Genomic DNA, 24012 nt, shown 5'->3' with positions numbered 1-24012 from the left:
TTTCTTAAGCTATTTTTGGTTCTTTTTTCTTTGTTACTACATCTTTTGTAATAGTAACAGTTTTATTCTCATATTCTGGTAGATCATACATAATATCAAGCATGATATCTTCTAGTATTGATCTTAAACCTCTTGCACCTGTTTTTCTTTCAAGTGCAAGTTTTGCAATCTCTTTTAATGCATCTTTTTCAAACTCTAATTTTACATTATCAAGTTCGAATAGTTTTATATATTGTTTAATAAGTGCATTTTTTGGTTCTGTTAAAATATGAACCATATCATCTTCTGAGATTTCATTTAATGTAGCTATCATATGTAGTCTTCCAATTAATTCTGGAATAAGTCCATATTTTACTAAATCATGAGCTTCTACATTTGAAATTAAATCTTTCTCTTCTTTATTTCCATTTTTCTTTTGGTTAAATCCAAGAACATTTGCACCTTGTTTTTTCTTTACAATCTCTTCAAGTCCATCAAATGCTCCTCCACAAATAAATAGAATATTTGTAGTATCAACTTGAATTGCATCTTGTCCCGGATGTTTTCTTCCACCTTTTGGCGGAACATTTACAACTGAACCCTCTACAATTTTTAATAAAGCTTGTTGTACACCTTCTCCTGAAACATCTCTAGTAATAGATCTATTTTCACTCATTCTTGCTACTTTATCAACTTCATCAATAAAGATAATTCCTGTTTCAGCTTTTTTTACATCTCCATTTGCAGCTTGTAAAAGTCTTGTGATAACATTTTCAACATCATCTCCAACATAACCAGCTTCTGTAAGTGATGTAGCATCTGCAATCGCTAAAGGAACATCAAGGTATTTTGCAATTGTTTGTGCAAGTAATGTTTTTCCTGAACCTGTTGGTCCTATTAATAAAACATTTGATTTACTAATTTCTGTATCATCATCAATTTCATCTTTTCTAAAGATTCTTTTATAGTGGTTATAAACAGCAACTGATAAAACTTTTTTAGCTCTATGTTGACCGATTATATAATCATCTAAAATCTCTTTTAATTGAGAAGGAGTTTTTAGTTTAATCTCTTTTGGTGTTTCAATATTTTCTAAATAACTACTATCTTCATCTTCTGGATGGCTACCTGTCATTATCTCATAAGCAGCACTTACACAAGCTTTACAAATAAAAGCATTATCTCCAGCAATTACAGGATTTGTTTCGCTATCTTTTGAACCGCAAAAGTCGCATATAATCTCTTTGCTCATTAATTATTCTCCTGTCTTTCTATCAAATGGAATACCTCTTGTCGTATTAATTACAAAATCACACATTAATTTAGTGTGTTCATTACTTGATTCTTCTAAAAGTTCTTGTGCTGAATCTTTTAGAGCTTTTGAACCTCTAAATAGAGCTTTATAGGCTTTTTTAATTTCATTGATATCTTCTTTATTTTCAAATCTTCTTCTAAGACCTGTTAAGTTAAGACCTTTTAGTTTAGCTCTATTACCTTCTGCTAAACAATAAGGAGGAATATCTTGAGTTACAACAGAACCACCAGCAATCATTGAGCCTGTTCCTATTTTACAAAATTGATGAATAGGTGTCATTCCACCAATTACTACAAAATCATCAATTTCAACATGTCCTGCTAGAGTTGCACAGTTTGCAAAAATACAACTGTTTCCAATAATACAATCATGAGCCACATGAACATAACCCATAAATAGATTATTACTTCCAATGATAGTTTTTGAACCACCACCTTGTGTTCCTGGATTAAATAGAGTATATTCTCTAATTTTGTTATTATCCCCAATAATTAATTCAACATCTTCCCCATTGAATTTTAAATCTTGTGGAATTGTTCCTATTGAAGCATGTGAAAAGATATGATTGTTTTTACCAATTGTAGTTTTCCCATCAATTACTGTATGAGAATCAACAACTGTTCCATCTCCAATTTTTACATCTTTACCAATAATTGTATATGCTCCAATAGTGATATTCTCTCCTAGTTGTGCGCCTTCTTCAATTATTGCAGTTTTGTGAATATTATTCATTTACGTTCCCGATTATTTATCAACTACCATTGCTTTTAATTCAGCTTGTGCAACTAACTTATCATCAACATAAGCTTTTCCATCAAGAACAATTAAAGTACCTTTTAGTTTGATAATTTCAATTTTATAAACTAATTTATCTCCTGGTTTAACAGGACTTCTAAATTTTGCTTTATCAATACTCATAAAGTAAATAACTTTACTTTTTAATTCTTCATTTGAAAGGTCATTACTTTTTAGTGCAAGTACTCCACCTGCTTGTGCCATACCTTCTAAAATTAGTACTCCTGGGTAAATTGGGTGTCCAGGAAAGTGTCCCATAAATGCAGGCTCACTAATTGAAATATTTTTATATCCCGATACACTAACACCTTTTTCCATCTCTGTAATTCTATCTACAAGTAAAAAAGGATATCTGTGTGGTAATATTTCTTGTATTTCGTTTATATCTAGCATTCTTATTCCTATAATTCAAGTTTTTTAAAAATCATTCATTTTATCTAAAAAAATATTAGCTTTGAATTATGTCAGCTACATTTTTAGAACTTCCATGTTTCAAATATTCTCTCAGTACTTTAGAGGTTTCTAAAAAATCATTTTTATTTATATTTTTATATTCAGAATAAAGGTTCTCAAAAGTTACATCCTCTTGGAAAAATTCTTTATGAATAGCCTCTTTGTCTGATTTATATAAAAAGATATTTGCTAAACCAATATATGGTAATTTAACAAAAAGTCTTCCTAAAAAGTAATCAACTTTTTTCGCCACATAACTCATAACAAAAGGAGTTCCTATTAGTGCTGCTTCAAGTGTAGCTGTTCCACTACAAATAAAACCAAATTCTGCTTCTTTCAACTCTTTATGTGAATCATTTGAAACTTTAAATAGTGAAATATCTCCATAGTATTTCTTGATAAACTCTTCATCAAATTTTTTAGGAATAATCAAAATATGCTCTTTATTTTCTATTTTTGAAGCTAACTCTCTATAAACATTCATATGATTTACAATCTCTGTTTTTCTACTTCCTGGCATATAGATAATTTTATTTGATTGTGTTAACTCTTCTTTGAATTCATGAATCTCATCAAGTAAGGGATGCCCCACATAAGTTATTTTTTCTTTGTCTGTATACATTTGTGATTCAAAGGGAATAATAGAACATAGTTTTGTACAATATTTTTCTAGTTTTTCTACTCTTTTTTTCTTCCAAGCCCAAGCTTGAGGTAAGATATAGTAGATTATCTCTTTGTTTGGATATCTTTCTTTTAGTTTTTTAGCTAAGGGAAGGTTAAACCCCGAGCTATCCATAAGTAAAACTTTATCACAATCATTTGCTAATTCTACAAGTTCATCACGAAGACGAAAAAAGAATCTAAGTTTTTTTATAGCATCAGTAAATCCCATGATAGCAAGAGAAGTTAGGTCATATAAAGGGTTCCCTAATGAGTTATCAAAAACTCCTTTTAGTTCAACATTGTCATTTAGGTGTTTTTTTAACTCTTTTAAGTGAATATTTGATGAAGCTTCCATTGCGCAAACTAGAAGTTTCATATAAGTACTTCCTTTACATCCTCATAAATTACTGAGTCAAGTTCAATCTCATATTTTCCATCAATTACTTCATCAACAATTACAATAGTTGAAAGACCATAAGGATTTTGAGTAATTGCATTTCTAATATTTAATTCTGATTCAAATGTTGGTGGGTTATACATAAGTTTTAATACATTTCTAAAGGTGCTATTCCCAATAGAGTTGAACATATCGATACTTAAAACTTTTACTTCATCTCTATTTAAATAAGCAATCTCATCTTTTTCATAAGCAATAGTACCGTTCATCTTTTTTCTATTTAATGTTGAATAACATAAAAAATATGAAGGAACTGTTTGTTTATTGATTTTAACTTTACCACTTAAAAGTCTATAGTTTAAAAATCTTTGTTTAATGATTTGATATGGAATACCTTGCTCTTCCATTTCATCTCTTTTTTTATATAGTTCAAGTCTACTTTCAATTGATTCTGGAAGTATTTGGTGAGAAAGGGGAGAAAACATCTCATCCATAATTTTCTTTTGTTGTTCTCTTTGTTGTGTTAATCCAAATAGACAGCCACAGTAGTTTTGTCTATATAGACTATTCTCTTTTACAACTTCACCTTGAATTTGAGTTCCATTTCCACTTCTATAATCTTTGAAAATAAACTCACAACCAAGTTCTTCTGTTAGTTTTGCTCCAATTTTTTCTAATTTATCTTGAGATTTTTTTGGAGAGATAAGTAAAGAAGTAGTAAATTTATCATGTCCTAATTCAATAGCTTTTTTTGCACTAACTTCCAGTCTATCATCATAACATACTGTGCATCTATCACCTTTTTCAGGTTCATTTTCAAGACCTTTTACTTTTTTTAGCCACTCTTCTAAATTGTATGGACCTTCAAGAAGTTCAATTCCTAATTTTTTACATGAGTATTCAACATCAAGATATCTAAGTCTATATTCATTATAAGGATGAATATTTGGGTCATAAAAAAAACCTACAAGTTTTTCCTCAGGAAAGTCTTCTTGTAGTCTTTCAAGAAAGTAATGTGAATCTACAGCGCAACATATATGTACTAACAATGATAACCTTTGATTAATTATAAATTTTGTTGTATTATAGTGGAAATTTTTATAATAAAGGATTAGGTATTAAAAAATTATCTTTCTTGATTTTATCTATTTTTCTTTTTGCAGGATGCTCTTTTAATCAACCAAAAATTGTTTCAAGTGCCACTATACTTATAAAAACACCTAAGTTAAAATTTTATGATAAAGGCTTTATTTCTAAATTTCAAAATTTTACTAGAGTTGAGGTTTTTTCAGCTGGTGTTACTGTTTTACGCTTAGATATTTATGAAAATCAAATCTGCAAAGATACCTTTAAATGCCAAAAAAGTGAGAATTTTAATCAAGAATTTTTACATAGTTCTTATGAAAAAGATTTTTTAAAAAAACTTTTTGAAAAAGATGAAAGAAATATTATTCATAAAGATAATCAACACTCAATCTTAATAAAAATCAAAAAAGATTAATAGTACAATCCAAAAAAATAGACAGAAATAGAATAAAACTGTTCCTTTAAATATGGAACATTTTGAAAGGACTTAAAGATGAAATATGTTGGAGCACATGTAAGTGCAAGTGGAGGAGTATATAATGCCCCAATAAATGCTGCTAAAATTGGCTGTAAAGCCTTTGCTCTTTTTACAAAAAATCAAAGACAATGGAAAGCAAAAGAGTTAGATACTAAAACTATTGATAAATGGTTTGAAGAGTTAGAAAAAACTGGAATTCAAGCAAAACATATCTTACCTCATGATTCATATCTTATTAATTTAGGTCATCCAAGTGAAGAAGCAAGAGAGAAATCTTTAGATGGGTTTATTCATGAAATACAAAGATGTGAAATTTTAAAGCTTGATAGATTAAATTTTCATCCAGGTTCTCATCTTAGAAAAATCTCAGAGGAAGAGTGTTTAGATAGAATTGCCTTATCTATGAATCAAGCAATTGACGCTACAAATGATGTAAAACTTGTAATAGAAAATACAGCAGGACAAGGTTCTAATCTAGGGTATAAATTTGAGCATTTAGCTTACTTAATTGATAGAGTTGAGGATAAAAGTAGAGTTGGTGTTTGTATTGATACCTGTCATATGTTTACGGCTGGTTATGATATAAGAACTAAAGAGGCTTATGATAAAACATGGAATGAGTTTGATTCTATTGTAGGAAGACAATACCTTATGGGAATGCATATAAATGATTCAAAACCAGAACTTGGAAGTAGAGTCGATAGACACCACTCTTTAGGTATGGGACAAATTGGTTGGGATGCCTTCAAATTCATTATGAATGACGATAGAATGGATGATATTCCTTTAGTACTTGAAACAATTGATGAAGAGATTTGGGCACAAGAGATTCAAGCTTTATATGATTTAGTAGAGAAGTAAATACTTCTTTGCTAATTTTTTAATAATAATTTTTCTATACATATGTCTCCATTTTCAAAAACAAAAAAATTTATACCTTTTTCTTTTTCAAAAATTTGATAAAGAGTAATCATCTCTTTTGTTTGTATAGCAGAAGAAATCATTCCTTGGGAATTCTTTATTAATATCGAATTTGCCCTTTGCCTATAGCTTTTATAACATAAATATCTTGTCATTAATTTTTCATTCTCAATAATTGAGATTATATTTTTCATAATAATAATACCTTTAAATACTAAAAACTTTTTGAATTATCCAGTTAAAAATATTAATATTCCCTATAGGGAATATAATAATAATTCTATCTCTTATAAACTTACAAAAAACTTCACTATAGGGAACAGCTTGCTATTGCATTTAGATATTGATGAACAAGAGATTGTAGAACTTCATAAAACTATTGCTGAAAATGTGAAAAGAATAAGAAAGAATAAAAAAGTTTCTCAAACAGATTTAGCACTTAGTATTGGGCATAAATCAGTAAGTATGGTAAGTAAAATAGAAGCTGGCTTAGAAAATAAACACTACAATATAGAACAACTTTATAAAATATCAAAAGCATTAAATGTAGATTTAGCAGAGTTTTTTAAATAATAATACTTATAGAAAATCCTTAAAGCTAAACTAATAAAAAAGTTATAAAATACCATAAAATTAATATTACTTTTGAAGGATTATTATGTCAAAAATAGGAATTCTAGTTGCAAGTGCAAATAATAACCTAAAATTAGGACAAAGATTAGCTCAACTTGCAGAAGAGTTAGGTGTAGAAACAGAACTTATTAACTTAGTTGACTTAGATTTACCACTTTATAGTACAGTTGAAGAGGAAAGAAATGGTCTTCCAGCTTCTGCTCAAGAGTTAGCAAATAAAGTATTAGCATTAAAAGCTTTTATTGTAGTAGCTCCTGAATATAATGGAGTTATGCCTCCTGTATTAAATAATGCAATGGCTTGGACTTCAAGAAGCACAAAGGATTGGAGAGATGCTTTTAATGAAAAAGTTGTAGGTTTAGCAACTCACTCTGGTGGTGGAGGACAAAAAGGTCTTCAAGCTATGAGAATTCAGTTCCAACACTTAGGTGCAAATATTTTAGCAAGAGAGATTTTAACAAGTTATGATAAACCGTTAAATGAAGATACTGCTAAAAATATGATTCAACAATTAGATAAACTTTCAAGGGTATAATTTCCCCTTGAAGTAATAATACTTAAAAACTTTCTTCTAAAAAGCAAAAGAAGAGTATAATCTCTTTATGCAAAATATTATAGAAGCCTTATTACCAATTTTTTTCCTTATTATTTTAGGATACTTTTTTAAAAGAATAAAATTCCCAAATGAAGAGTTTTGGGCAAGTTCAGATAAATTTACCTATTATGTACTCTTTCCAGCTCTTTTAATATATAAACTCTCAACCGCTTCCTTAGAAGGAATTGATGGCTTTAACTTTATTCTTTCTGCTTTTTTAACAATGATTGTTTTAACTCTTTCTCTTATGTTATTTAATCGTTTTATAAAGAAGTTCAAAGGGGATGCTTTTACCTCTATTTATCAAGGGGCAATAAGGTTTAATACTTATGTTTTCTTAGCTCTTATAGATGCAATTTTTGGAGATAGTGGTTTAGTATTAGCTGCTCTTCTAATGACTTTTATGATTCCTCTTATAAATGTTTTTTGTATCTCTATTTTTTCTGTTTATGCAGCAAGTAATAAGATAACTATAAAATCATTTCTTTTATCAATTATAAAAAATCCTCTAATTATGGGATGTGTAGTTGGTGGTTTATTAAATTTCTTTGGTATAACTCTTTTTACTCCACTTGAGAAAACTCTAGGTATTTTAAGTTCAGCAGCACTTCCTTTAGGTCTTTTATCAGTTGGGGTTGGACTTCATCTATCTCATATAAAAGAAGCAAAACTTGAGTTAATAGTAGCAATTATTGTAAAGCTTGTAGTTTACCCTTTTGTAATCTATTTTATTGCAAAGGCTTTAGGAATTACAGGTTTAGCTCTACTTGTTTTAGTGGTTTTTGGTTCTATGCCAACAGCTTCATCAGCATATATTTTAGCAAGGCAACTAGGAGGGGATTTAAAGCTAATGTCTGCAGTTATTACAATGCAGACACTGCTTTCTATTTTATCTATTTCAGCAATATTAATGATTTTACAAAATCAGTTTTAAAAGATAGATTACTTTTTTAGTTTCTCTATCTTTTCTAACTCAATTTTTGCTTTTGAATGTTTTGATTTAAGATACCAGCTTTTAGCTTTTTCAAGATCTTTTTTTACTTTACCTTTTCCATAATGATAAACTAGTCCTATATTATAAGCTGCAACATCTTTTTGCGATTTATCATAATAGTTTTCATAAGCTCTTTGGTAATATTTAACAGCTTCTTCTACATTTTTTTCTGTACCTAAACCTTTTTCATGCAGAATCCCAAACTCAATTTCAGCTGCAGCATCCCCTTTATCTTTTCCAATTTTAAAGTATTTGAAGGCATTTTTATAATCTTTTTTCTCTTTATAATATTTAGCTAAGTGAATAGCTGCGTATTTATCATAATAAGCTGCTTTTTCAAATAAAGGAATTGCTTTAGTCATATCTTTTTTTACACCTAAACCATCTTTATAGAATACACCAAGTAGATTCATACTTTCATAATGATGTTTTTCAATTCCTTTTTCTAAGTACTCTTTTGCTTTTAGATAATCAAGTCTAATTAATTTTAAATCTTTAAATCTATCATCTTTATAATATAACCAAGCTAAATTATAATATGCTGCATAATAACCTTTTTGGGCAGCTAATAAATAATACTCTTCTGCTTTTAATAAATCTTGTTCAACACCTTTTCCATAATTATAAGACCATCCCATTGAAGCATAATCTCTTGGTGTTTTTCTTATTTCAAAAAGTTTTTTTAAGTAGTAGAAACCTTTTACTTCATCCTGTTTTGGACTCTCTTTACAAGAATTACAAAGATGATAATTTAAAAGTTTTTCCATTGCTTTAATATCGCCTTTTTCAGCTAATTCTTCATAAACAGCTAATCCTTTTTCATGATTTGGCTTTTCATCCATATAATAAGGAGGGTTCATATAAAAATCTGCAAGTCTATATGTAGCTTTAACATCACCTTTTTGAGAAAGATTAATTAAGATTTTTTCTGCCTCTGCATATTTTTTAACTTTTCTACCTATATAGATATTGATTAACTCTAAAGAACTTTTAATATCTCCAGCTTTAGAAGCTTTTTCGTAAAATTTGATGCTTAACTCAGGATTGTTGTATCTATTTTTTTGTGCAAATTCTCTAAGCTCAATAATATTATTAGAAGCTAATTTTTCTTCATTAAGTTTCTCTATAAGGTCAGGGAAAGCAGTTTTAAATGAGTAGTTTTTAGTAGCTTTATCTAAAAAGTTAGTTTTTAATTCATCATCTTTACTTTCAAAAATATATTTTTGCCATTTTTGTGATATTACATACTCTTCTGGATTGAAGTAATATCTTGAAGGAATTCTAAGAGCTAAATCTATAATTGCTTCTTGATTTCCTAGTGTTGCAAGTTTGTCAAAGATTGCATCGGCTTTCTCTGTTTGTCTTTTCTTTTTATAATATTTGGCAAGAAGTAAAAGAGTCTCTGGATTTTTTTCTATTTTATGTTTTAGTTTAAAGTATTTATTTACTGTCTCTCTGTTTTGAGAATAAGCTTTTAGAAGTTCTAAAGTAGCTTCTTCGTGATTAAGAGCAGCAGCTTTTTCTAAATACTCTTCTGCTTTTTCAACATCTTTTTTGATATTTTGTCTAGAGTTTCCATTAGCATAAATTGTTGATAGTTTGAAATAAGCATTTGCATTGTTAGTATCAAGTTTTAAAATCTCTTCATATATTGTTGATGCTTCTTGGAATCTATATTTATCTTTAAATAAATCAGCAGCATTTGACATTTTTTCAATATCTTGAGTTTTTATAACATTTGAAATAAACGCCTCAATCTTTTCTTGAGAATCAACTTTAAAGAAGATACTTTTTATCTCTTTCATTTGTTCATCAAAAGGAAGTGAGCCACCTCTTTCTACAATATATGAAACAACTTTTTCTGCTTCAATTCTTCTATATTTATCTGTATAGATAGTATATAGATTTTGAAGTTGTTCTAATGAAAGTTTATCAATAATCTCTTCTTCTAACTTTTTTGCTTCATAAATTTTATATGTAGTTACATAGTGTTTGATTAAAGTAACTTTTGCTTCTAAGCTTCCTTGATTTGCAGCTTGATTTAATAGTTTTAACGCTTTGTTCTCTCCATCTAAGAACATATCATTATATGTATAATAAATATCTGCAATTTGAGCAACTAACAGGGGGTCATCTTTTTCATCAATAGATGCATACCATTTATCAAAATATTGTAATCCTTCTATTACTTCAGGATATTTATAATATTTTGCCAATTCTAACATGGCTGTAATATCGCCATTATTAGCCTTTTTAATTAAAGTCTCTTTAGAGTATTTACTCTCAGTTGGAAGATTGTTTACCGCACATCCAGTAAGAAATAAAAACACTAAAATAAGTGATAAAATTTTTTTCATAATTTTTTCCTAACAATTGAAAAATAAACTAGAATCGAATCTTATAAAAATAATCTTAATATAGATTTAATAACAAAAAATATAGCTCATTAATAGTTAAGAGATTTTAATGTAATATGATTATAAATTGATATAATTGAGGTAAAATGATTTTTCTAATTTTCTTTGGAATTATTGCACTAATTTTTCTTGGCTTAAATATTTATGACAATTCTAATTTACAAAAAATTGAAAATTATTACTTAAAGAAAAAATGCTTAAATGTCGTCTACTCAAAGGGGGAATACAAGGGATTTTGTCAAGATTCTATTGTAAAAATACCTAACAGTTTTACTCCGGATTTACAAAAAGACAAAGAAATTGTAAAATTTAGTGAAATAAATGAAGTAAAAAAAGAAAATTTAATGATAATTATAAATAAAAATTATAAAATACGGTTTCAAAACAAAGAGAACCTCGAAAAATTTTATAAAATAATTGAGGAAAGAAAAAATTGATGAACGAAATAATAGAATTTATTAAATGTAAAAATGTTGAAAAGTCAACTTTTTTCAAACAACTAAAATGCTCAAAAGAAGAAGCACAGATTTTACAATTCATTACTAGACAATATATCTCAGGTAGAGATACTTCAATGGTAATTGATATTTTAAGTGAATTTTATGATGTAGAAAATTATGAGCATTTAAACAAAATTCAATTAATTAAATCATTATTAGAGTTTGGATGGCTTGTTCAAAGTGGTTTTGACCAAATAAAATTGAGTGAAATGTCTCAACTTGAACTTTTAAATTCTATCGTAACTCTATCTCCTGCATTTTTAAAACTTTTAGAAAAAGGTTCTTTAGAATTTGTTTTGCCAGAAGTAAAAAAATATGAAGATCATTTAGAGTATTTACAAGACCAATTTTTTAGAATTGATTTAGCACAACAGTTAAATTTAGTAAAGAGTAATTTTGATGAAAACTCACCAAATATAAATAGATTAAGGTCAAAACTAACTCTTCTTGAAAATAGAATAAAAGAGAGAATAAAAGAGACTGATGGCTCAATTATGCTTGAAGACTTTTTTAAACAGCACTCTTTAAATGAACAAGAACAAATTTTATTTTTAGCTCTTTTAAAAGAGGAGTATTCAGGTGGAGATGGAACTTTAAGAGATATGAACTCTTTAATTACTTTGATTTCAAGTGATGATTATGAAAAGATAAAGTTTAGGTCTCTTCTAGAAGAGGGTTCAAATTTAGTTTCAAACTCTTTAGTTGATTATGATGAGGTTTTAACTCCTTTTGGAGGAATAAATAGAAATTTCTATATTCCTGATGATATCTTATATAGAATCTCTCATCCAACTAAAAAAACAAGTAGAAGTACAAAAATGAAACTTGATTCTTTGATAAAAGAGCAAGAGACTTTTGAACTTGTTACTACAAATAAGACTTTAGATGATGTTGTTTTAAATGAAAAAACAAAAGAAGTTTTAGACTCACTTTTAAAGCAGATGGATAAGCAAGTATTCACAAGACTTAAAGAGTGGGGAATAAAAGATAAAAGAAATATTGAAGCAAGAATTATCTTTTATGGTTTTGCTGGAACAGGTAAAACTTTAACAGCTCTTGCTTTTGCAAAGACTTTAAAAAGACAAGTTCTAAGTTTTGATTGCTCTAAAATTCTTTCAATGTATGTGGGAGAGAGTGAAAAAAATGTAAGAGCTATCTTTGATAAATATTATGAATTAAGAGATAAAAGTAAGTCTGAACCAATTTTATTATTAAATGAAGCAGACCAGTTTTTAAGTTCAAGAACAACATCAAATGCTAGTGGAAGTGAAAAGATGCATAATCAAATGCAAAATATTTTCTTAGAGCAGATTGAGAGATTTGATGGAATTTTAATTGCTACAACAAATCTTTTAGAGTCTTTAGATAAAGCATTTTCAAGAAGATTTAACTATAAAATTGAGTTTAAAAAACCAAATTATGAACAAAGAGTTGAACTTTGGAAAAAGATACTTCCAGTAAATCTTCCTTTGTCAAAAGATTTTAATCTTGAAGAGCTGGCAAAACATGAGCTAACAGGTGGTCAAATTGAGATGGTAATCAAAAACACAGCATTTAAAATTGCTGTTGAAGATGCCCCTTTATTTAAAAATAGCTCTTTTGAAGAACAGATTTCAAAAGAGTTAAAAGGGAATTTTGACTCTGAAAATAAAGTTGGATTTTTTTAAATTAGACTTTATAAATAAAAATTAACTATAATTAATAACTATAAAAAAATATTAAGCAATCTTATAGGTTTGTAAAAGAGATAGTTATAAACTAAAATTTTTTAAGGATAAAACATGACACATATGGAGTTTTCACATCCGTATTTTGGCGTTTTTGTTATGTTTGTTTTAAGTTTTGGTATTTTTCTTACTGTAGTTTATATTGCAAGAGTTCTTGGTAGAAAAATTGCAAGATTAAATACAGAAAAGCTAAAAACTTCACTTTATGAGTGTGGACCAGAAGTTACAAAACAACCAAGTAGTGTATCTATACAATTTTATTTAATGGCACTACTTTTTATTTTATTTGATATTGAAATTATATTTATGTTTCCATGGGCAATCAATTTCCAAGTACTTGGATGGTTTGGCTTTGTTGAGATGATTTTATTTATTTTATTATTAACAATTGGATTTATATATGCTTGGAAAAAAGGAGCTTTAGAATGGCACAACATAAAGTAGACTATTTTAAAGATGGTGGAGCTCCAATTGCTTTAACTACAGTTGATAAGTTAGTAAACTGGGGAAGGTCAAACTCTTTATGGCCTTTAACTTATGGATTAGCATGTTGTGCTATTGAGATGATGGCAACGGGTGCGTCAAGATATGACTTTGATAGATTTGGAACAATTTTCCGTGCAAGCCCAAGACAAGCAGATGTAATTGTAATTGCTGGAACACTTACAAAAAAACACGCAGAGTTTATGAGAAGACTTTATGACCAAATGCCTGAACCAAAATGGGTTATCTCAATGGGTTCATGTGCTAATACGGGTGGAATGTTTAATACTTATGCAACAGTTCAAGGGGCAGATAGAATTGTACCTGTTGATATCTATCTTCCTGGTTGTGCTCCTAGACCAGAGACTTTACAATATGCACTAATGATGCTTCAAAAGAAAATTAGAAGAGAGTCTATCTTTAGAAAAATCAAGAAAAAGAGGCTTGTATAATGAGAAAATATACTCCTAAACATGATGTACAAAAAAAGTCTTATTTTAGTGATAGATTTTATATTACTCCTGCTACACCTAAAAAAGAAGTAAGTAGTGATGAAGTATATGCTTTAGATACAAAGCTTTTAAGTGAAAAGTATGAGATTTTAAATTCATATATAGAAATAGATGAGTTAGTTTTATATATAAAGCCCGAAGATAATGTCGCTGTTCTTACTTTTTTTAAAGAAGTTTTAGCTTACGAGATGTTAATGGAGCTTTCTGCAATTGATTATATTGCACAAAGAGGTGGATTTGAGATTTTTTATGAACTTTTATCTTTAAATAAAAGAAAAAGAGTAAGAGTAAAAACTTTTATCCGTGAAAAACAAGCACTTGAATCTGTATCTTCTGTTTTTAAAATGGCAAATTGGTCTGAAAGAGAGATGTTTGATATGTACGGAGTAAAAGTTGCAAATCATCCAAATCTAAAAAGAATTATTATGCCTGATGATTGGTATGACCATCCCTTAAGAAAAACTTATCCTCTACAAGGGGATGAGGCAGCATCTTGGTATGAAGTTGACAAAATCTTTGGTAAAGAAGCTAGAGAAGAGATAGGGCCTGAAATAAGAGACTCAGCAGCTATTGATAGATATGATACAAAAAGATTTGCAAGATTAGGACATGAAGTTCCATATGGAGTGGATATTACAAATGGAAATGAGCCTGAACATACACCTTTAGCTTATCAAGAAGAGGGTGGAGTTCCTATTATCAAAAAGTTTGATGAAAACAAAAGTGTTACACTAAAGAAGAGAAGATAAGATGCGACAAACAGCAAATAGATTAAAACCTTTCTTTGAAAATATTAATTTTGAGCGTGAAGATAATACCATGATGGTAAACTTTGGGCCTCAACACCCCTCAGCTCATGGTCAAATGAGACTTATGCTTGAACTTAAAGGGGAAGAAGTAGTAAAAGCAACACCTGGAATTGGATACTTACACAGAGGTATGGAAAAAATGGGTGAGAATATGATTTATAATGAGTTCTTACCTACTACAGATCGTATGGATTATATTGCTTCAACTTCAAATAACTATGGTTTTGCCTTAGCAGTTGAGAAACTACTTGGAATTGAAGCTCCAAGAAGAGCAGAGATAATAAGAACAATGCTTTTAGAGCTAAATAGAATTATGTCTCATCTTTTTTGGTTAGCAACTCATGCACTTGATGTAGGAGCGATGTCTGTATTTTTATATGCCTTTAGAGAAAGAGAATATGCAATGGACTTAATAGAAGACTATTGTGGTGCAAGACTTACTCATAGTGCAGTTAGAATTGGAGGAGTTCCTTTAGATTTACCAGATACTTGGTGTGAAGACTTAGAAAGATTTATTACTAACTTTGAAAAAGAAATTGATAGATACGAAGGCTTACTTACTGAAAATAGAATCTGGAGAATGAGACTTGAAAATGTAGGTGTTATAGATGAGAAACTTGCAAAGTCTTGGGGTTGTACTGGAATAGTTTTACGAGCAGCTGGTGTTAAATGGGATTTAAGAAAAGAGATGCCTTATGGTCTTTATCCTGAACTTGATTTTAATGTACCAATTGCAAGCACAGGGGATGCTTATGGAAGATATAAGTGTTATATTCAAGAAATGAGAGAAACAGCAAAAATCTTAAGACAATTAATTCCTATGTATAAAGGAAGTGAATCTTCTTTAATGGCTCATGCTCCTGAATATATCTCTGCACCAAAAGAGCAAATTATGACTCAAAACTACTCTTTAATGCAGCACTTTGTTCTTGTAACACAAGGAATGAGACCACCAAAAGGTGAAATCTATGTGGCAACAGAGTCTCCAAAAGGTGAGCTTGGGTATATGATTGTAAGTGATGGAACACCTTATGCTTATAAAATGAAATTAAGAGCACCATCTTTTTGGCACACAGGAGTTTTAGAAGAGATGTTACCAGGACATCAATTAGCTGATGTTGTAACTATTATTGGTAATTTAAATATTGTATTTGGTGAGATTGATAGATGAGAAGCATTAAAAAAGTAAATAGCTTTAATTTTTTAGCTTCAGAACCGAAATGGTTGGAAAGAAGTAAAGCCATGGAAGTAGGGTTATTATGAAAAGATTTGACTTAAGATTACTAAAAGATAATTTTTATGAGCGAATGTTAGAGCTTATGGATAAGGATATTTCAAAAGGTGAAAATGCAATTTTCCTTTTTGAAATAGGGGATTTTTCATCTGTTCAAAAAAGTGCAGATTTAATAAAAGAGCATGGATATACACTTATGAATTCAATTAAATTCAATGAGGTTGATTGGACAATTGTTGTAAAAAAAGAGACTCCAGCAGTAGAGATTAAACAAGAAGATAAAGAGGAAGAATGAATAATAAAATAGAGAAAATTTTAAATAGTGATTATATTATCTCATTTGGGTCATTTTTAGCCCAAGATAATGAGGAAGTGAAAGAGGCTATTATTCAAACAATAGCTAAAAAAAATGCAGAATTTATTTATATGCATCCTATTGATAATATAGATTTAAAAGTTTACTATTCACAATTAATTAAATATGAAGTTGGAAGTGAAGAAGGAATCGCCTCATTATTATTAGAAACTTTTGCTACTTCTCCAAGCTCAAAAATTCAAGGATATTTAGAAGATTTAGATATTGGATATATTTCTGCAGAGAGTTCAGCTGGAGAAGAAGAATTTGAAGAAGCAAAAGAAAAGAGTGAAGAGAAAACTTCAAAATCTTTACTTGTGGGAAGAGATATTACAACACACGAAAGAGCAGAAAATATTGTAAAAATATTAGCTGCAATAAAAAAATATACTGATTTAGACGTTATCTGTTTAGATGAGAAGACTCAAAAAGCAGTTGACTCTTGTGAAGATGAAAACTTAGAAGAAGTAGAAGAGTTAGATTCATATAATGGAACAGTTGTTTATACAATATTTGATGAAGAGAATTGCCAAAAGTTAGTAGGAAGCCAATCTTTTGCAAGAATTGCTAAGATTCAAAACAAAGATGAGGTTTATTTAAATTTCAATGGTCAAAAAGTAAAAAAAGAGTTTATTATAAATGAAGATTTATATGGAACTGTAGCTTTATGTCCAATTGAGACAGATAATATTAGCTTTTTAGCCGAAAATTATAGATACAAACAAGTTAGGATAGAGAAGGCTTAATTATGAGTGATTTAATAAGCTTAACAATAAATGGAAAGGTTGTTGAAGCTAAAAGTGATGAAACTATTTTAAATACAGCAAGAGCAAATGATATTTTTATTCCTGCTTTATGTTATTTAACAAGATGTTCGCCTACTTTAGCATGTAGACTCTGTCTTGTAGAAGCAGATGGAAAACAGATTTATGCTTGTAATGCTAAAGTAAAAGAGGGTATGAATGTAGTTACTTCAACTGCAAATATTGAAAAAGAGAGACGAGCTATTATGGAGGTTTATGATGTAAACCATCCATTACAGTGTGGAGTATGTGACCAAAGTGGAGAGTGTGAATTACAAAATTATACTCTTTATATGAAACTAGATTCGCAAAGCTACTCTATTAAAGATGTTCCAAGACCAACTCAACACTGGGGTGTAATGAATTATGACCCAGGACTTTGTATTGTTTGTGAAAAGTGTGTAACTGTATGTAAAGATATGATTGGTTCAAATGCTTTAAGCACTGTAAAAAGAGGTTCTGAACCAATTGATAAATATTATAAAGATGAGATGCCAAAAGATGCATACTCAATGTGGAATAAATTAAATAAATCACTTATTGGTTTTGAAGAAGATAATTGTACTGATTGTGGAGAGTGTATCTCTGTTTGTCCAGTTGGAGCTTTAGTTTCAAATGATTTTCAATATAAATCAAATGCTTGGGAGCTTACAAGAATTCCAGCAGCAAATCCACACTCAAGTGATTGTGCTTATATGTATTATGAGACAAAACATACTTCAATAGAAGATTCAAGTCCTAAGATTTATAGAGTTACAAATGAACATCATTATTCAACTTTAAATGGTGCAGCAAGATTTGCATATGATTTTGAAAATAAAGCACAAGGGAAAGATGAAAAAGCTTTTAATGAAGCAATTGAAGCTTTCAAAAAAGCAGAATCTATAAAATTTAATTCATATATTACAAATGAAGAGGCTTTATTACTTCAAAAGATTGCCCAAAAAACAGGAGCAAAATTAGTAAATAAAGATGCCTTTAGATTTAAAAGATTTTTAGAAAACTATAGTTTAACTTCTGGAAGTTCACTTTACTCTTCAACACTAAAAGATGTACATGATTCAAATTTTGTAATTTCTGTTGGTGCTTATTTAAAATCTGATTTACCTAGTGCAAGATATGCTTTAAATAACTCTGTTATTATGAATAAAGGAGCAGCTCTTTATTTCCATCCAGTACAAGACCCAGTTATTGAAAAAATTGGTAAGCGGGGAAAAACAACAGAGTTTATTTATCATAAGCCAAATGTAGAAAGCTCAATTTTATACCTTATCTTACATCTTTTTGCTAAAGATTTACCTCTTGAAGTTCAAGAATTTATAGATTCTAAAAAAGAACAAAGAGTAAAAACTGTTGTTGAAACAAAAAAAGAGCAAGTGGTTGAGCTTATAAAAGATGAAGAGACAAAAGAAGAGAAAGAAGTTAAAAAATTAGTTACAACAAAAGAGGAAAAACAAGTTGAATTTGAATATATAAAATTTTTAGATGATATTCAAAAAGATGAGACTCTATTGGAATTAATTGAGCTTCTAAGAGAGAAAAAAGATAAATTCTCATTAATTATAGGAGAGGATTTAATTCATAATGAAAATTATGAAACTCTAGGAAAACTTTGTGGATTAATTGATAAATATACTGCTTTTGATGTGGTAATTCTTCCTCCTCAAACAAATAGTTTAGGGGTAAGTTTAATTTGTGATAATCTATATGAAAAAGAGAGTGGTTTTACTCTTGGGTACAATGAGAAAGCAGATTTTGAGTTAAGTGCCTTAGGTGAAGCAGATTTAGATATTCCAGCTTTAAATCAGCAAGAAGGGACTTTTACTAATATTGATAAAAAAGTAATTCCTACAAATGCAGCTCTTGATTATAAAGCTTATGTTTTAAATGACCTTGCAAATAGACTTTTAGAAGTTGATGTGGATTATACGATTGAATATACAAAAGAGTTACCTGAAGATAAAGGTTTTAGTGCTATAGACTTTGATAGATTACCTAACTACTTTGGAAATAATAGATCTGAATATAGAGGTTATGATTTAAGAGAATTTGAAACTAAAACCAAACTAGAACTTAAAAAAGATGAAAGTTTAGCTTTAGAAGCAGAGGAAAACGAGATTATTATTTATAAGGCTAATCCAATAAATCAATTTAATGAGTTTACAGCAATAGCTCATGAGTTTAAAGAGAATCTTCAATCAGGAATATTCTTCTCTAAATCTTTATTTGAAAAACTACAATTAGAAGAGAAGCAAGAGCTTATAGTAGAAGTTGGTACGGTACAAAGAAAATTAAAAGCTTACTGTGAAAAACAGATTGAGGGAGAGATTGCTTTAGTCTCTACTTTTGAAAAAGAGTTAGATACAAAAGTTTTCTTTGAAAATTCAAGATATGCAAAAGCTACTGTGAAAAAGGCATAAAATGGAAACTGCAATTATTATAGAAACTATTATAAAAGCTGTAATTATTCTTTCTGTATTTGCTGCACTTGCAGGATTTACAACATATATTGAAAGAAAAGTTTTAGCCTTTATGCAAAGAAGGCTTGGACCTATGAATGTAGGACCACATGGACTTTTACAACTTGCAGCAGATGGAATAAAACTTTTCACAAAAGAGGATTTTATTCCTGCAAATGCTGCTAAACCTGTATTTATGATAGCTCCAATTATTACTGCTTCAACAGCTTTTATTGCTATGAGTGCAGTTCCTTTTTTCCCAGAGTTTGAGCTTTTTGGTTATACCATAAGACCAATTATTGCAGATATAAATGTTGGGGTTTTATTTGTAATGGGAGTAGCTTCAGTAGGACTTTATGGACCACTATTAGCTGGAATGAGTTCGGCAAATAAGTGGGCTCTTTTAGGAGGGGCAAGAACAGCAATCCAACTTCTTTCTTATGAGGTAGTTTCAGGGCTTGCTTTATTAGCTCCTTTAATGTTAGTTGGTTCTTTATCATTAATTGATATAAATAATTATCAAGCAGGTGGTATTTCAAATTGGATTATTTGGTATCAACCTTTAGCTTTTATTCTATTTGTAATGGCAGGTTTTGCTGAAACAAATAGAACACCTTTTGATTTACTTGAGCATGAAGCTGAAATTGTTGCGGGATATGCAACAGAGTATTCAGGACTTAGATGGGGAATGTTTTTTATAGGTGAATATGCAAATCTATTTACAATATGTTTTTTAATTTCACTTATTTTCCTTGGGGGATTTAATGATTTATGGTTTATTTCAGGTGGTTTAGCAATTGTTTTAAAAGTTATGTTTTTAATCTTCTTTTTCCTTTGGACAAGAGCTTCATGGCCTCATATTAGACCAGATCAACTTATGTGGTTATGCTGGAAAGTATTAATGCCATTAGCAGTGATTAATATTTTAATCACTGGTTTTGTGATGATGTTTTAGGATTTGATTATGAGTTTAGAAAAACTAAAAAATAGAGATGTTAGTGTAGATGATTATATAAATATATTTGAAGATGAATATCCAAAAACTTCATGGGAGCAATTTAAACAAGTATTAAGAAGGTCAGTAAAAGGTGAGCTTTTTAAAGGTTTAGGAATTGTTCTAAATATTATGAGACAAGCACTATTTAAAGGTGAGATGCAAACAGTACAATATCCCGCTGAAAAGCTTCCAATCTCTCCTAGATATAGAGCAGTACATAAATTACTTGCACTTTTAGAATCTGGAGAAAACAGATGTATTGGATGTGGTCTTTGTGAAAAGATTTGCATAGCTGATTGTATTAGAATGGATACTAGAATAGATGAAAATTCTAGAAAAGAGGTATTAGAATATACAATTAATATGGGAAGATGTATCTTTTGTGGTTATTGTGCTGAGGTTTGTCCAGAACTTGCAATTGTTCATGGTGGAAGATATGAAAATGCAAGTGAACAAAGAGCACACTTTGCTCTAAAAGAGGATTTATTAACTCCTCTTGATAAATTAAAAGAGCAAAAAGAGTATTCAGGTTTTGGTGCAATCTCCCCTGATGCAGATGAAAAAATTAAAAAAACACCACTATCATATTAAGGAGTTTGAATGTTTGAGATTGTAGCTTTTTATCTTTTCGCATTTTTAACTGTAACTATGTTTTCAATTACAGTTTTTACAAATAACTCCTTATATGCATTAAGTTCGCTTGCAGCAGGGATGATATTTATTTCAGCTTTCTTTTTTCTTTTAGGAGCTGAGTTTTTAGGAGCAGTACAAATAGTGGTTTATACAGGGGCAGTAATGGCTTTATATGCCTTTGGTATGATGTTTTTTGACTCTTTATCAACAGTTAAAGAGAATATAAAAAATCCAAGACTAGTATTTTTATTAACAGGTATTGCCTCTTTAATTGTAGTTTTAATTTTTACAGCTCCAATTATTGCAACAAATATTGAAGCACACTATCCTATAAATAGTGAGTGGGGAAATTCACAACAAGTAGGACTTGTACTTTTTACAAAATACTTAGTTCCTTTTGAAGTAGCAGCAGTAATGCTTTTAGTTGCTATGATAGGGGGAATTATTTTAGCTGGTAAAAAAATGGATGTTTCATATTCAGAATTAAGTGAAGAACAAATAGACAAATTAGAAGAGGAGAAAGAGAGATGAGTTTAAATGCCTATTTAATTTTATCAGCTATTCTTTTCTTTATAGGAATGATAGGTGTTTTAAGAAGAAAAAATCTTCTTATGCTTTTTTTCTCTACAGAGATTATGTTAAATGCAGTAAATGTTGGACTTGCAGCAGTATCAAAATTTCATGAAGATTTAACTGGTCAAATGTTTGCCTTTTTTATTATTGCAATTGCTGCAAGTGAAGTTGCTATAGGATTAGGATTACTTATTCTTTGGTATAAGAAAAATGGGTCAATCAATCTTGATAACCTACAAAATATGAAAGGCTAATGATGGAAAAATATCTATATATTGCTCTTTTCGCACCATTAGTAGGTTCTTTATTAGCGGCTTTATTTGCTACAAAAGAGAAGTTTACTTTTGTAGGAGTAATAACTTCTTTTTTAGTTGCTATTTCTATGTTTGCTTCTTTAAAACTTTTATATTTTGTTTACTCTACAGAAGTTGTAGTTTCAACAAAACTTTTTTCTTGGATAGAAATAGGTAATTTAAGTATTCCTTTTGGTTTTGTAGTTGACCAAGTAAGTGTAGTGATGATGGTAGTTGTAACAATTGTTTCAACAATGGTACATATTCACTCAATTGGATATATGGAAGCTGATAAAAGTTTTAATAGATTTTTCTCATATCTTTCTGCCTTTGTATTTTCAATGATGGTTTTAGTTATGTCTGATAACTTTGCAGGACTATTTATTGGCTGGGAAGGGGTAGGACTTTGTTCTTGGCTTCTAATTGGTTTTTGGTATCATAAAAAAGACCAAGAACTAACAAGTGAGATTAAAAAATCGCCATTTTCAACACTTTCGCCATTTTCATCTATCTCTCCTAGCTTTGCTGCAAATGAGGCTTTTATTACAAATAGAGTTGCAGATTTGGCTATGTTAATTGGAATGTTCTTAATCTATTGGAATCTGGGAAGTCTACAGTATGATATTGTTTTTGCAAATATTATGACTTTAGATAATAGTTTAATTATAGCAATTGCAGTTTTTCTATTTATAGGAGCTATGGGGAAATCAGCACAATTTCCATTTAATCAATGGCTTGCAAATGCTATGGAAGGACCAACTCCTGTTTCTGCCTTAATTCACGCAGCAACAATGGTAACAGCAGGGGTTTATTTAGTAATAAGAGCAAATGAGATTTTTGTAGCAGTTCCAAGTGTAGGAAACTTTATTGCCTCTCTTGGAGCTTTTGTAGCAATAGGTGCAGCACTTATGGCTTTAGTTGCTACAAATATTAAGAAAATCATTGCTTTTTCTACTTTAAGTCAGTTAGGTTATATGTTTGTAGCTGCTGGACTTGGAGCTTATTGGGTAGCACTGTTTCATCTTGCAACTCATGCTTTTTTTAAATCAGTTCTATTTTTAGGAGCAGGAAACGTTATGCATGCTCTTAATGATGAGATAAATATTAAAAATATGGGTGGTCTATATAAACATATGAAAGCGACGGCGATTATTATGATAATAGCTTCAGTTGCTCTTGCTGGTATCTTTCCTCTATCTGGATTTTTCTCAAAAGATTTAATTTTAGAAGTTGCTTTTGGAAATGGAAGTTTTATAATTTGGGCAGTACTATTTGTAACAGCAGGACTTACAGCTTTTTATTCATTTAGGCTTATTATGTATGTGTTTTTTGGAAAAGAAAACTTTAAAGAGTTTAATTATCATCCCCATGAAGCAAAGAGTTTTGTAATAGCTGCAATGTCTATTTTAGCAATTTTAGCAATTGTTTCTGGATGGTTCAAGCCTCTATTTATAGAGTTTACTACAAAAGTTTTACCTGAGTTAAATATTCATTTAGAGTATTCAACAATATATCTTTTAATAGTACTTACAAGTTTAATTGCACTTTTTGGTATCTTTTTTGCAATTATTAGATTTAGAAAAAAAGAGACTTATTTTTCACAAGCTTTTGAAAATAGATTTTGCTACAAATTATTAGCAAATCAGTTTTATATTCCTCATTTTATTGAGAGTGTTATAAACAAATCATATCTACTTCTTTCAACTATTGCCTTTAGAATTTTTGATATGAAAATCATTGATTTTATAGTTGATACAATAGGAAGAGTAATTTATAAGAGTGGTGATAAAGCAAGAGTTACTCAAAATGGAAACTTATCAAGCTCATTGAGGCTAATGGTTTTTGGAATAGTTTCTCTTTTAGTATTAGGTATTGTCTTAGCAGTGGCAAGCCAAGGGGTTTATTAAG

26 protein-coding genes are annotated in these 24012 nt (G+C 29.4%); 19 read left to right on the top strand and 7 right to left on the bottom strand.

Annotation, left to right across the window (positions count from 1 at the left end; translation table 11 throughout):
• Window positions 1–4 precede the first annotated feature (4 nt).
• The 5 genes from clpX to ABIV_RS12915 are packed head-to-tail and all read right to left on the bottom strand — an operon-like array spanning window position 5 to window position 4651.
• Window positions 5–1231: an ATP-dependent Clp protease ATP-binding subunit ClpX gene (clpX, locus tag ABIV_RS12935; RefSeq protein ID WP_114840291.1), complete on the bottom strand. Its 1227-nt coding sequence runs from the start codon at window positions 1229–1231 to the stop codon at window positions 5–7.
• Window positions 1232–1234: 3 nt separating this feature from the next.
• Complete coding sequence (gene lpxA / locus ABIV_RS12930) at window positions 1235–2026, bottom strand: acyl-ACP--UDP-N-acetylglucosamine O-acyltransferase (protein ID WP_114840290.1); 792 nt, start codon at window positions 2024–2026, stop codon at window positions 1235–1237.
• Between the two features lie 12 nt (window positions 2027–2038).
• The gene (fabZ, locus tag ABIV_RS12925) at window positions 2039–2482 is read right to left on the bottom strand and encodes a 3-hydroxyacyl-ACP dehydratase FabZ (RefSeq protein ID WP_114840289.1); all 444 of its coding nucleotides are present in this window, start codon (window positions 2480–2482) and stop codon (window positions 2039–2041) included.
• A 55-nt stretch (window positions 2483–2537) separates the two neighbouring features.
• Window positions 2538–3581 carry a lipid-A-disaccharide synthase gene (gene lpxB, locus ABIV_RS12920; protein WP_114840288.1) on the bottom strand — a complete coding sequence of 348 codons (1044 nt, stop codon included), beginning with the start codon at window positions 3579–3581 and terminating at the stop codon, window positions 2538–2540.
• Window positions 3578–4651: an epoxyqueuosine reductase QueH gene (locus tag ABIV_RS12915; RefSeq protein WP_114840287.1), complete on the bottom strand. Its 1074-nt coding sequence runs from the start codon at window positions 4649–4651 to the stop codon at window positions 3578–3580. Before ABIV_RS12915 ends, lpxB begins: the two co-directional genes overlap by 4 nt.
• An 86-nt stretch (window positions 4652–4737) precedes the next feature.
• On the opposite strand from ABIV_RS12915, the gene ABIV_RS12910 reads away from it, so the two are divergent.
• Window positions 4738–5103 (top strand): hypothetical protein, encoded by a 366-nt coding sequence (locus ABIV_RS12910; protein WP_114840286.1) that lies wholly within the window; start codon window positions 4738–4740, stop codon window positions 5101–5103.
• 78 nt (window positions 5104–5181) lie between these two features.
• A complete protein-coding gene (gene nfo / locus ABIV_RS12905; protein ID WP_114840285.1) occupies window positions 5182–6027 on the top strand; it encodes a deoxyribonuclease IV in 846 nt (281 codons plus the stop codon).
• Between the two features lie 11 nt (window positions 6028–6038).
• On the opposite strand, the gene ABIV_RS12900 is transcribed toward nfo, so the two are convergent.
• Window positions 6039–6281: a hypothetical protein gene (locus ABIV_RS12900; protein WP_114840284.1), complete on the bottom strand. Its 243-nt coding sequence runs from the start codon at window positions 6279–6281 to the stop codon at window positions 6039–6041.
• A 136-nt stretch (window positions 6282–6417) separates the two neighbouring features.
• Between ABIV_RS12900 and ABIV_RS12895 the strand changes: the two genes are divergently transcribed.
• From ABIV_RS12895 to ABIV_RS12885, 3 genes are all read left to right on the top strand, one after another.
• On the top strand, window positions 6418–6660 hold the full coding sequence (locus tag ABIV_RS12895; protein ID WP_228254307.1) for a helix-turn-helix domain-containing protein: 243 nt from the start codon (window positions 6418–6420) through the stop codon (window positions 6658–6660).
• An 85-nt stretch (window positions 6661–6745) separates the two neighbouring features.
• A complete protein-coding gene (locus ABIV_RS12890) occupies window positions 6746–7255 on the top strand; it encodes an NADPH-dependent FMN reductase (RefSeq protein ID WP_114840282.1) in 510 nt (169 codons plus the stop codon).
• A gap of 67 nt (window positions 7256–7322) precedes the next feature.
• The gene (locus ABIV_RS12885; RefSeq protein ID WP_114840281.1) at window positions 7323–8249 is read left to right on the top strand and encodes an AEC family transporter; all 927 of its coding nucleotides are present in this window, start codon (window positions 7323–7325) and stop codon (window positions 8247–8249) included.
• Between the two features lie 8 nt (window positions 8250–8257).
• On the opposite strand, the gene ABIV_RS12880 is transcribed toward ABIV_RS12885, so the two are convergent.
• Window positions 8258–10666 carry an SEL1-like repeat protein gene (locus tag ABIV_RS12880; RefSeq protein WP_114840280.1) on the bottom strand — a complete coding sequence of 803 codons (2409 nt, stop codon included), beginning with the start codon at window positions 10664–10666 and terminating at the stop codon, window positions 8258–8260.
• A 146-nt stretch (window positions 10667–10812) separates the two neighbouring features.
• On the opposite strand from ABIV_RS12880, the gene ABIV_RS12875 reads away from it, so the two are divergent.
• From ABIV_RS12875 to nuoL, 14 genes are all read left to right on the top strand, one after another.
• Window positions 10813–11163 carry a hypothetical protein gene (locus ABIV_RS12875; RefSeq protein WP_114840279.1) on the top strand — a complete coding sequence of 117 codons (351 nt, stop codon included), beginning with the start codon at window positions 10813–10815 and terminating at the stop codon, window positions 11161–11163.
• A complete protein-coding gene (locus ABIV_RS12870; protein ID WP_114840278.1) occupies window positions 11163–12893 on the top strand; it encodes an ATP-binding protein in 1731 nt (576 codons plus the stop codon). Before ABIV_RS12875 ends, ABIV_RS12870 begins: the two co-directional genes overlap by 1 nt.
• A 114-nt stretch (window positions 12894–13007) precedes the next feature.
• Window positions 13008–13397: an NAD(P)H-quinone oxidoreductase subunit 3 gene (locus ABIV_RS12865; RefSeq protein ID WP_114840277.1), complete on the top strand. Its 390-nt coding sequence runs from the start codon at window positions 13008–13010 to the stop codon at window positions 13395–13397.
• The gene (locus tag ABIV_RS12860; RefSeq protein ID WP_114840276.1) at window positions 13379–13888 is read left to right on the top strand and encodes a NuoB/complex I 20 kDa subunit family protein; all 510 of its coding nucleotides are present in this window, start codon (window positions 13379–13381) and stop codon (window positions 13886–13888) included. The genes ABIV_RS12865 and ABIV_RS12860 overlap by 19 nt, the downstream gene beginning before the upstream one ends.
• Window positions 13888–14697 carry an NADH-quinone oxidoreductase subunit C gene (locus ABIV_RS12855; RefSeq protein ID WP_114840275.1) on the top strand — a complete coding sequence of 270 codons (810 nt, stop codon included), beginning with the start codon at window positions 13888–13890 and terminating at the stop codon, window positions 14695–14697. Before ABIV_RS12860 ends, ABIV_RS12855 begins: the two co-directional genes overlap by 1 nt.
• Before the next feature lies 1 nt (window position 14698).
• Entirely contained in the window at window positions 14699–15928 is a 1230-nt protein-coding gene (gene nuoD, locus ABIV_RS12850; protein ID WP_114840274.1) for an NADH dehydrogenase (quinone) subunit D, read from the top strand.
• A gap of 88 nt (window positions 15929–16016) precedes the next feature.
• Entirely contained in the window at window positions 16017–16286 is a 270-nt protein-coding gene (locus ABIV_RS12845) for an NADH-ubiquinone oxidoreductase subunit E family protein (RefSeq protein WP_114840273.1), read from the top strand.
• The gene (locus ABIV_RS12840; RefSeq protein ID WP_114840272.1) at window positions 16283–17092 is read left to right on the top strand and encodes a hypothetical protein; all 810 of its coding nucleotides are present in this window, start codon (window positions 16283–16285) and stop codon (window positions 17090–17092) included. Before ABIV_RS12845 ends, ABIV_RS12840 begins: the two co-directional genes overlap by 4 nt.
• 2 nt (window positions 17093–17094) lie before the next feature.
• Window positions 17095–19569 carry an NADH-quinone oxidoreductase subunit G gene (locus ABIV_RS12835; protein ID WP_114840271.1) on the top strand — a complete coding sequence of 825 codons (2475 nt, stop codon included), beginning with the start codon at window positions 17095–17097 and terminating at the stop codon, window positions 19567–19569.
• A gap of 1 nt (window position 19570) precedes the next feature.
• The gene (gene nuoH / locus ABIV_RS12830; protein ID WP_114840270.1) at window positions 19571–20563 is read left to right on the top strand and encodes an NADH-quinone oxidoreductase subunit NuoH; all 993 of its coding nucleotides are present in this window, start codon (window positions 19571–19573) and stop codon (window positions 20561–20563) included.
• Between the two features lie 9 nt (window positions 20564–20572).
• Window positions 20573–21196, top strand: coding sequence for an NADH-quinone oxidoreductase subunit NuoI (gene nuoI / locus ABIV_RS12825; RefSeq protein ID WP_114840269.1), 624 nt, complete (start codon window positions 20573–20575; stop codon window positions 21194–21196).
• A gap of 9 nt (window positions 21197–21205) precedes the next feature.
• The gene (locus ABIV_RS12820) at window positions 21206–21769 is read left to right on the top strand and encodes an NADH-quinone oxidoreductase subunit J (RefSeq protein ID WP_114840268.1); all 564 of its coding nucleotides are present in this window, start codon (window positions 21206–21208) and stop codon (window positions 21767–21769) included.
• Window positions 21766–22065 (top strand): NADH-quinone oxidoreductase subunit NuoK, encoded by a 300-nt coding sequence (gene nuoK / locus ABIV_RS12815; RefSeq protein ID WP_114840267.1) that lies wholly within the window; start codon window positions 21766–21768, stop codon window positions 22063–22065. Before ABIV_RS12820 ends, nuoK begins: the two co-directional genes overlap by 4 nt.
• Before the next feature lie 2 nt (window positions 22066–22067).
• The gene (gene nuoL, locus ABIV_RS12810; RefSeq protein ID WP_114840266.1) at window positions 22068–24011 is read left to right on the top strand and encodes an NADH-quinone oxidoreductase subunit L; all 1944 of its coding nucleotides are present in this window, start codon (window positions 22068–22070) and stop codon (window positions 24009–24011) included.
• The last annotated feature ends 1 nt before the right edge of the window (window position 24012 follow it).

Source organism: Halarcobacter bivalviorum, from assembly GCF_003346815.1.
GTDB classification, from domain to species: domain Bacteria; phylum Campylobacterota; class Campylobacteria; order Campylobacterales; family Arcobacteraceae; genus Halarcobacter; species Halarcobacter bivalviorum.
This window is presented reverse-complemented; position numbering and strand designations above follow the sequence as displayed.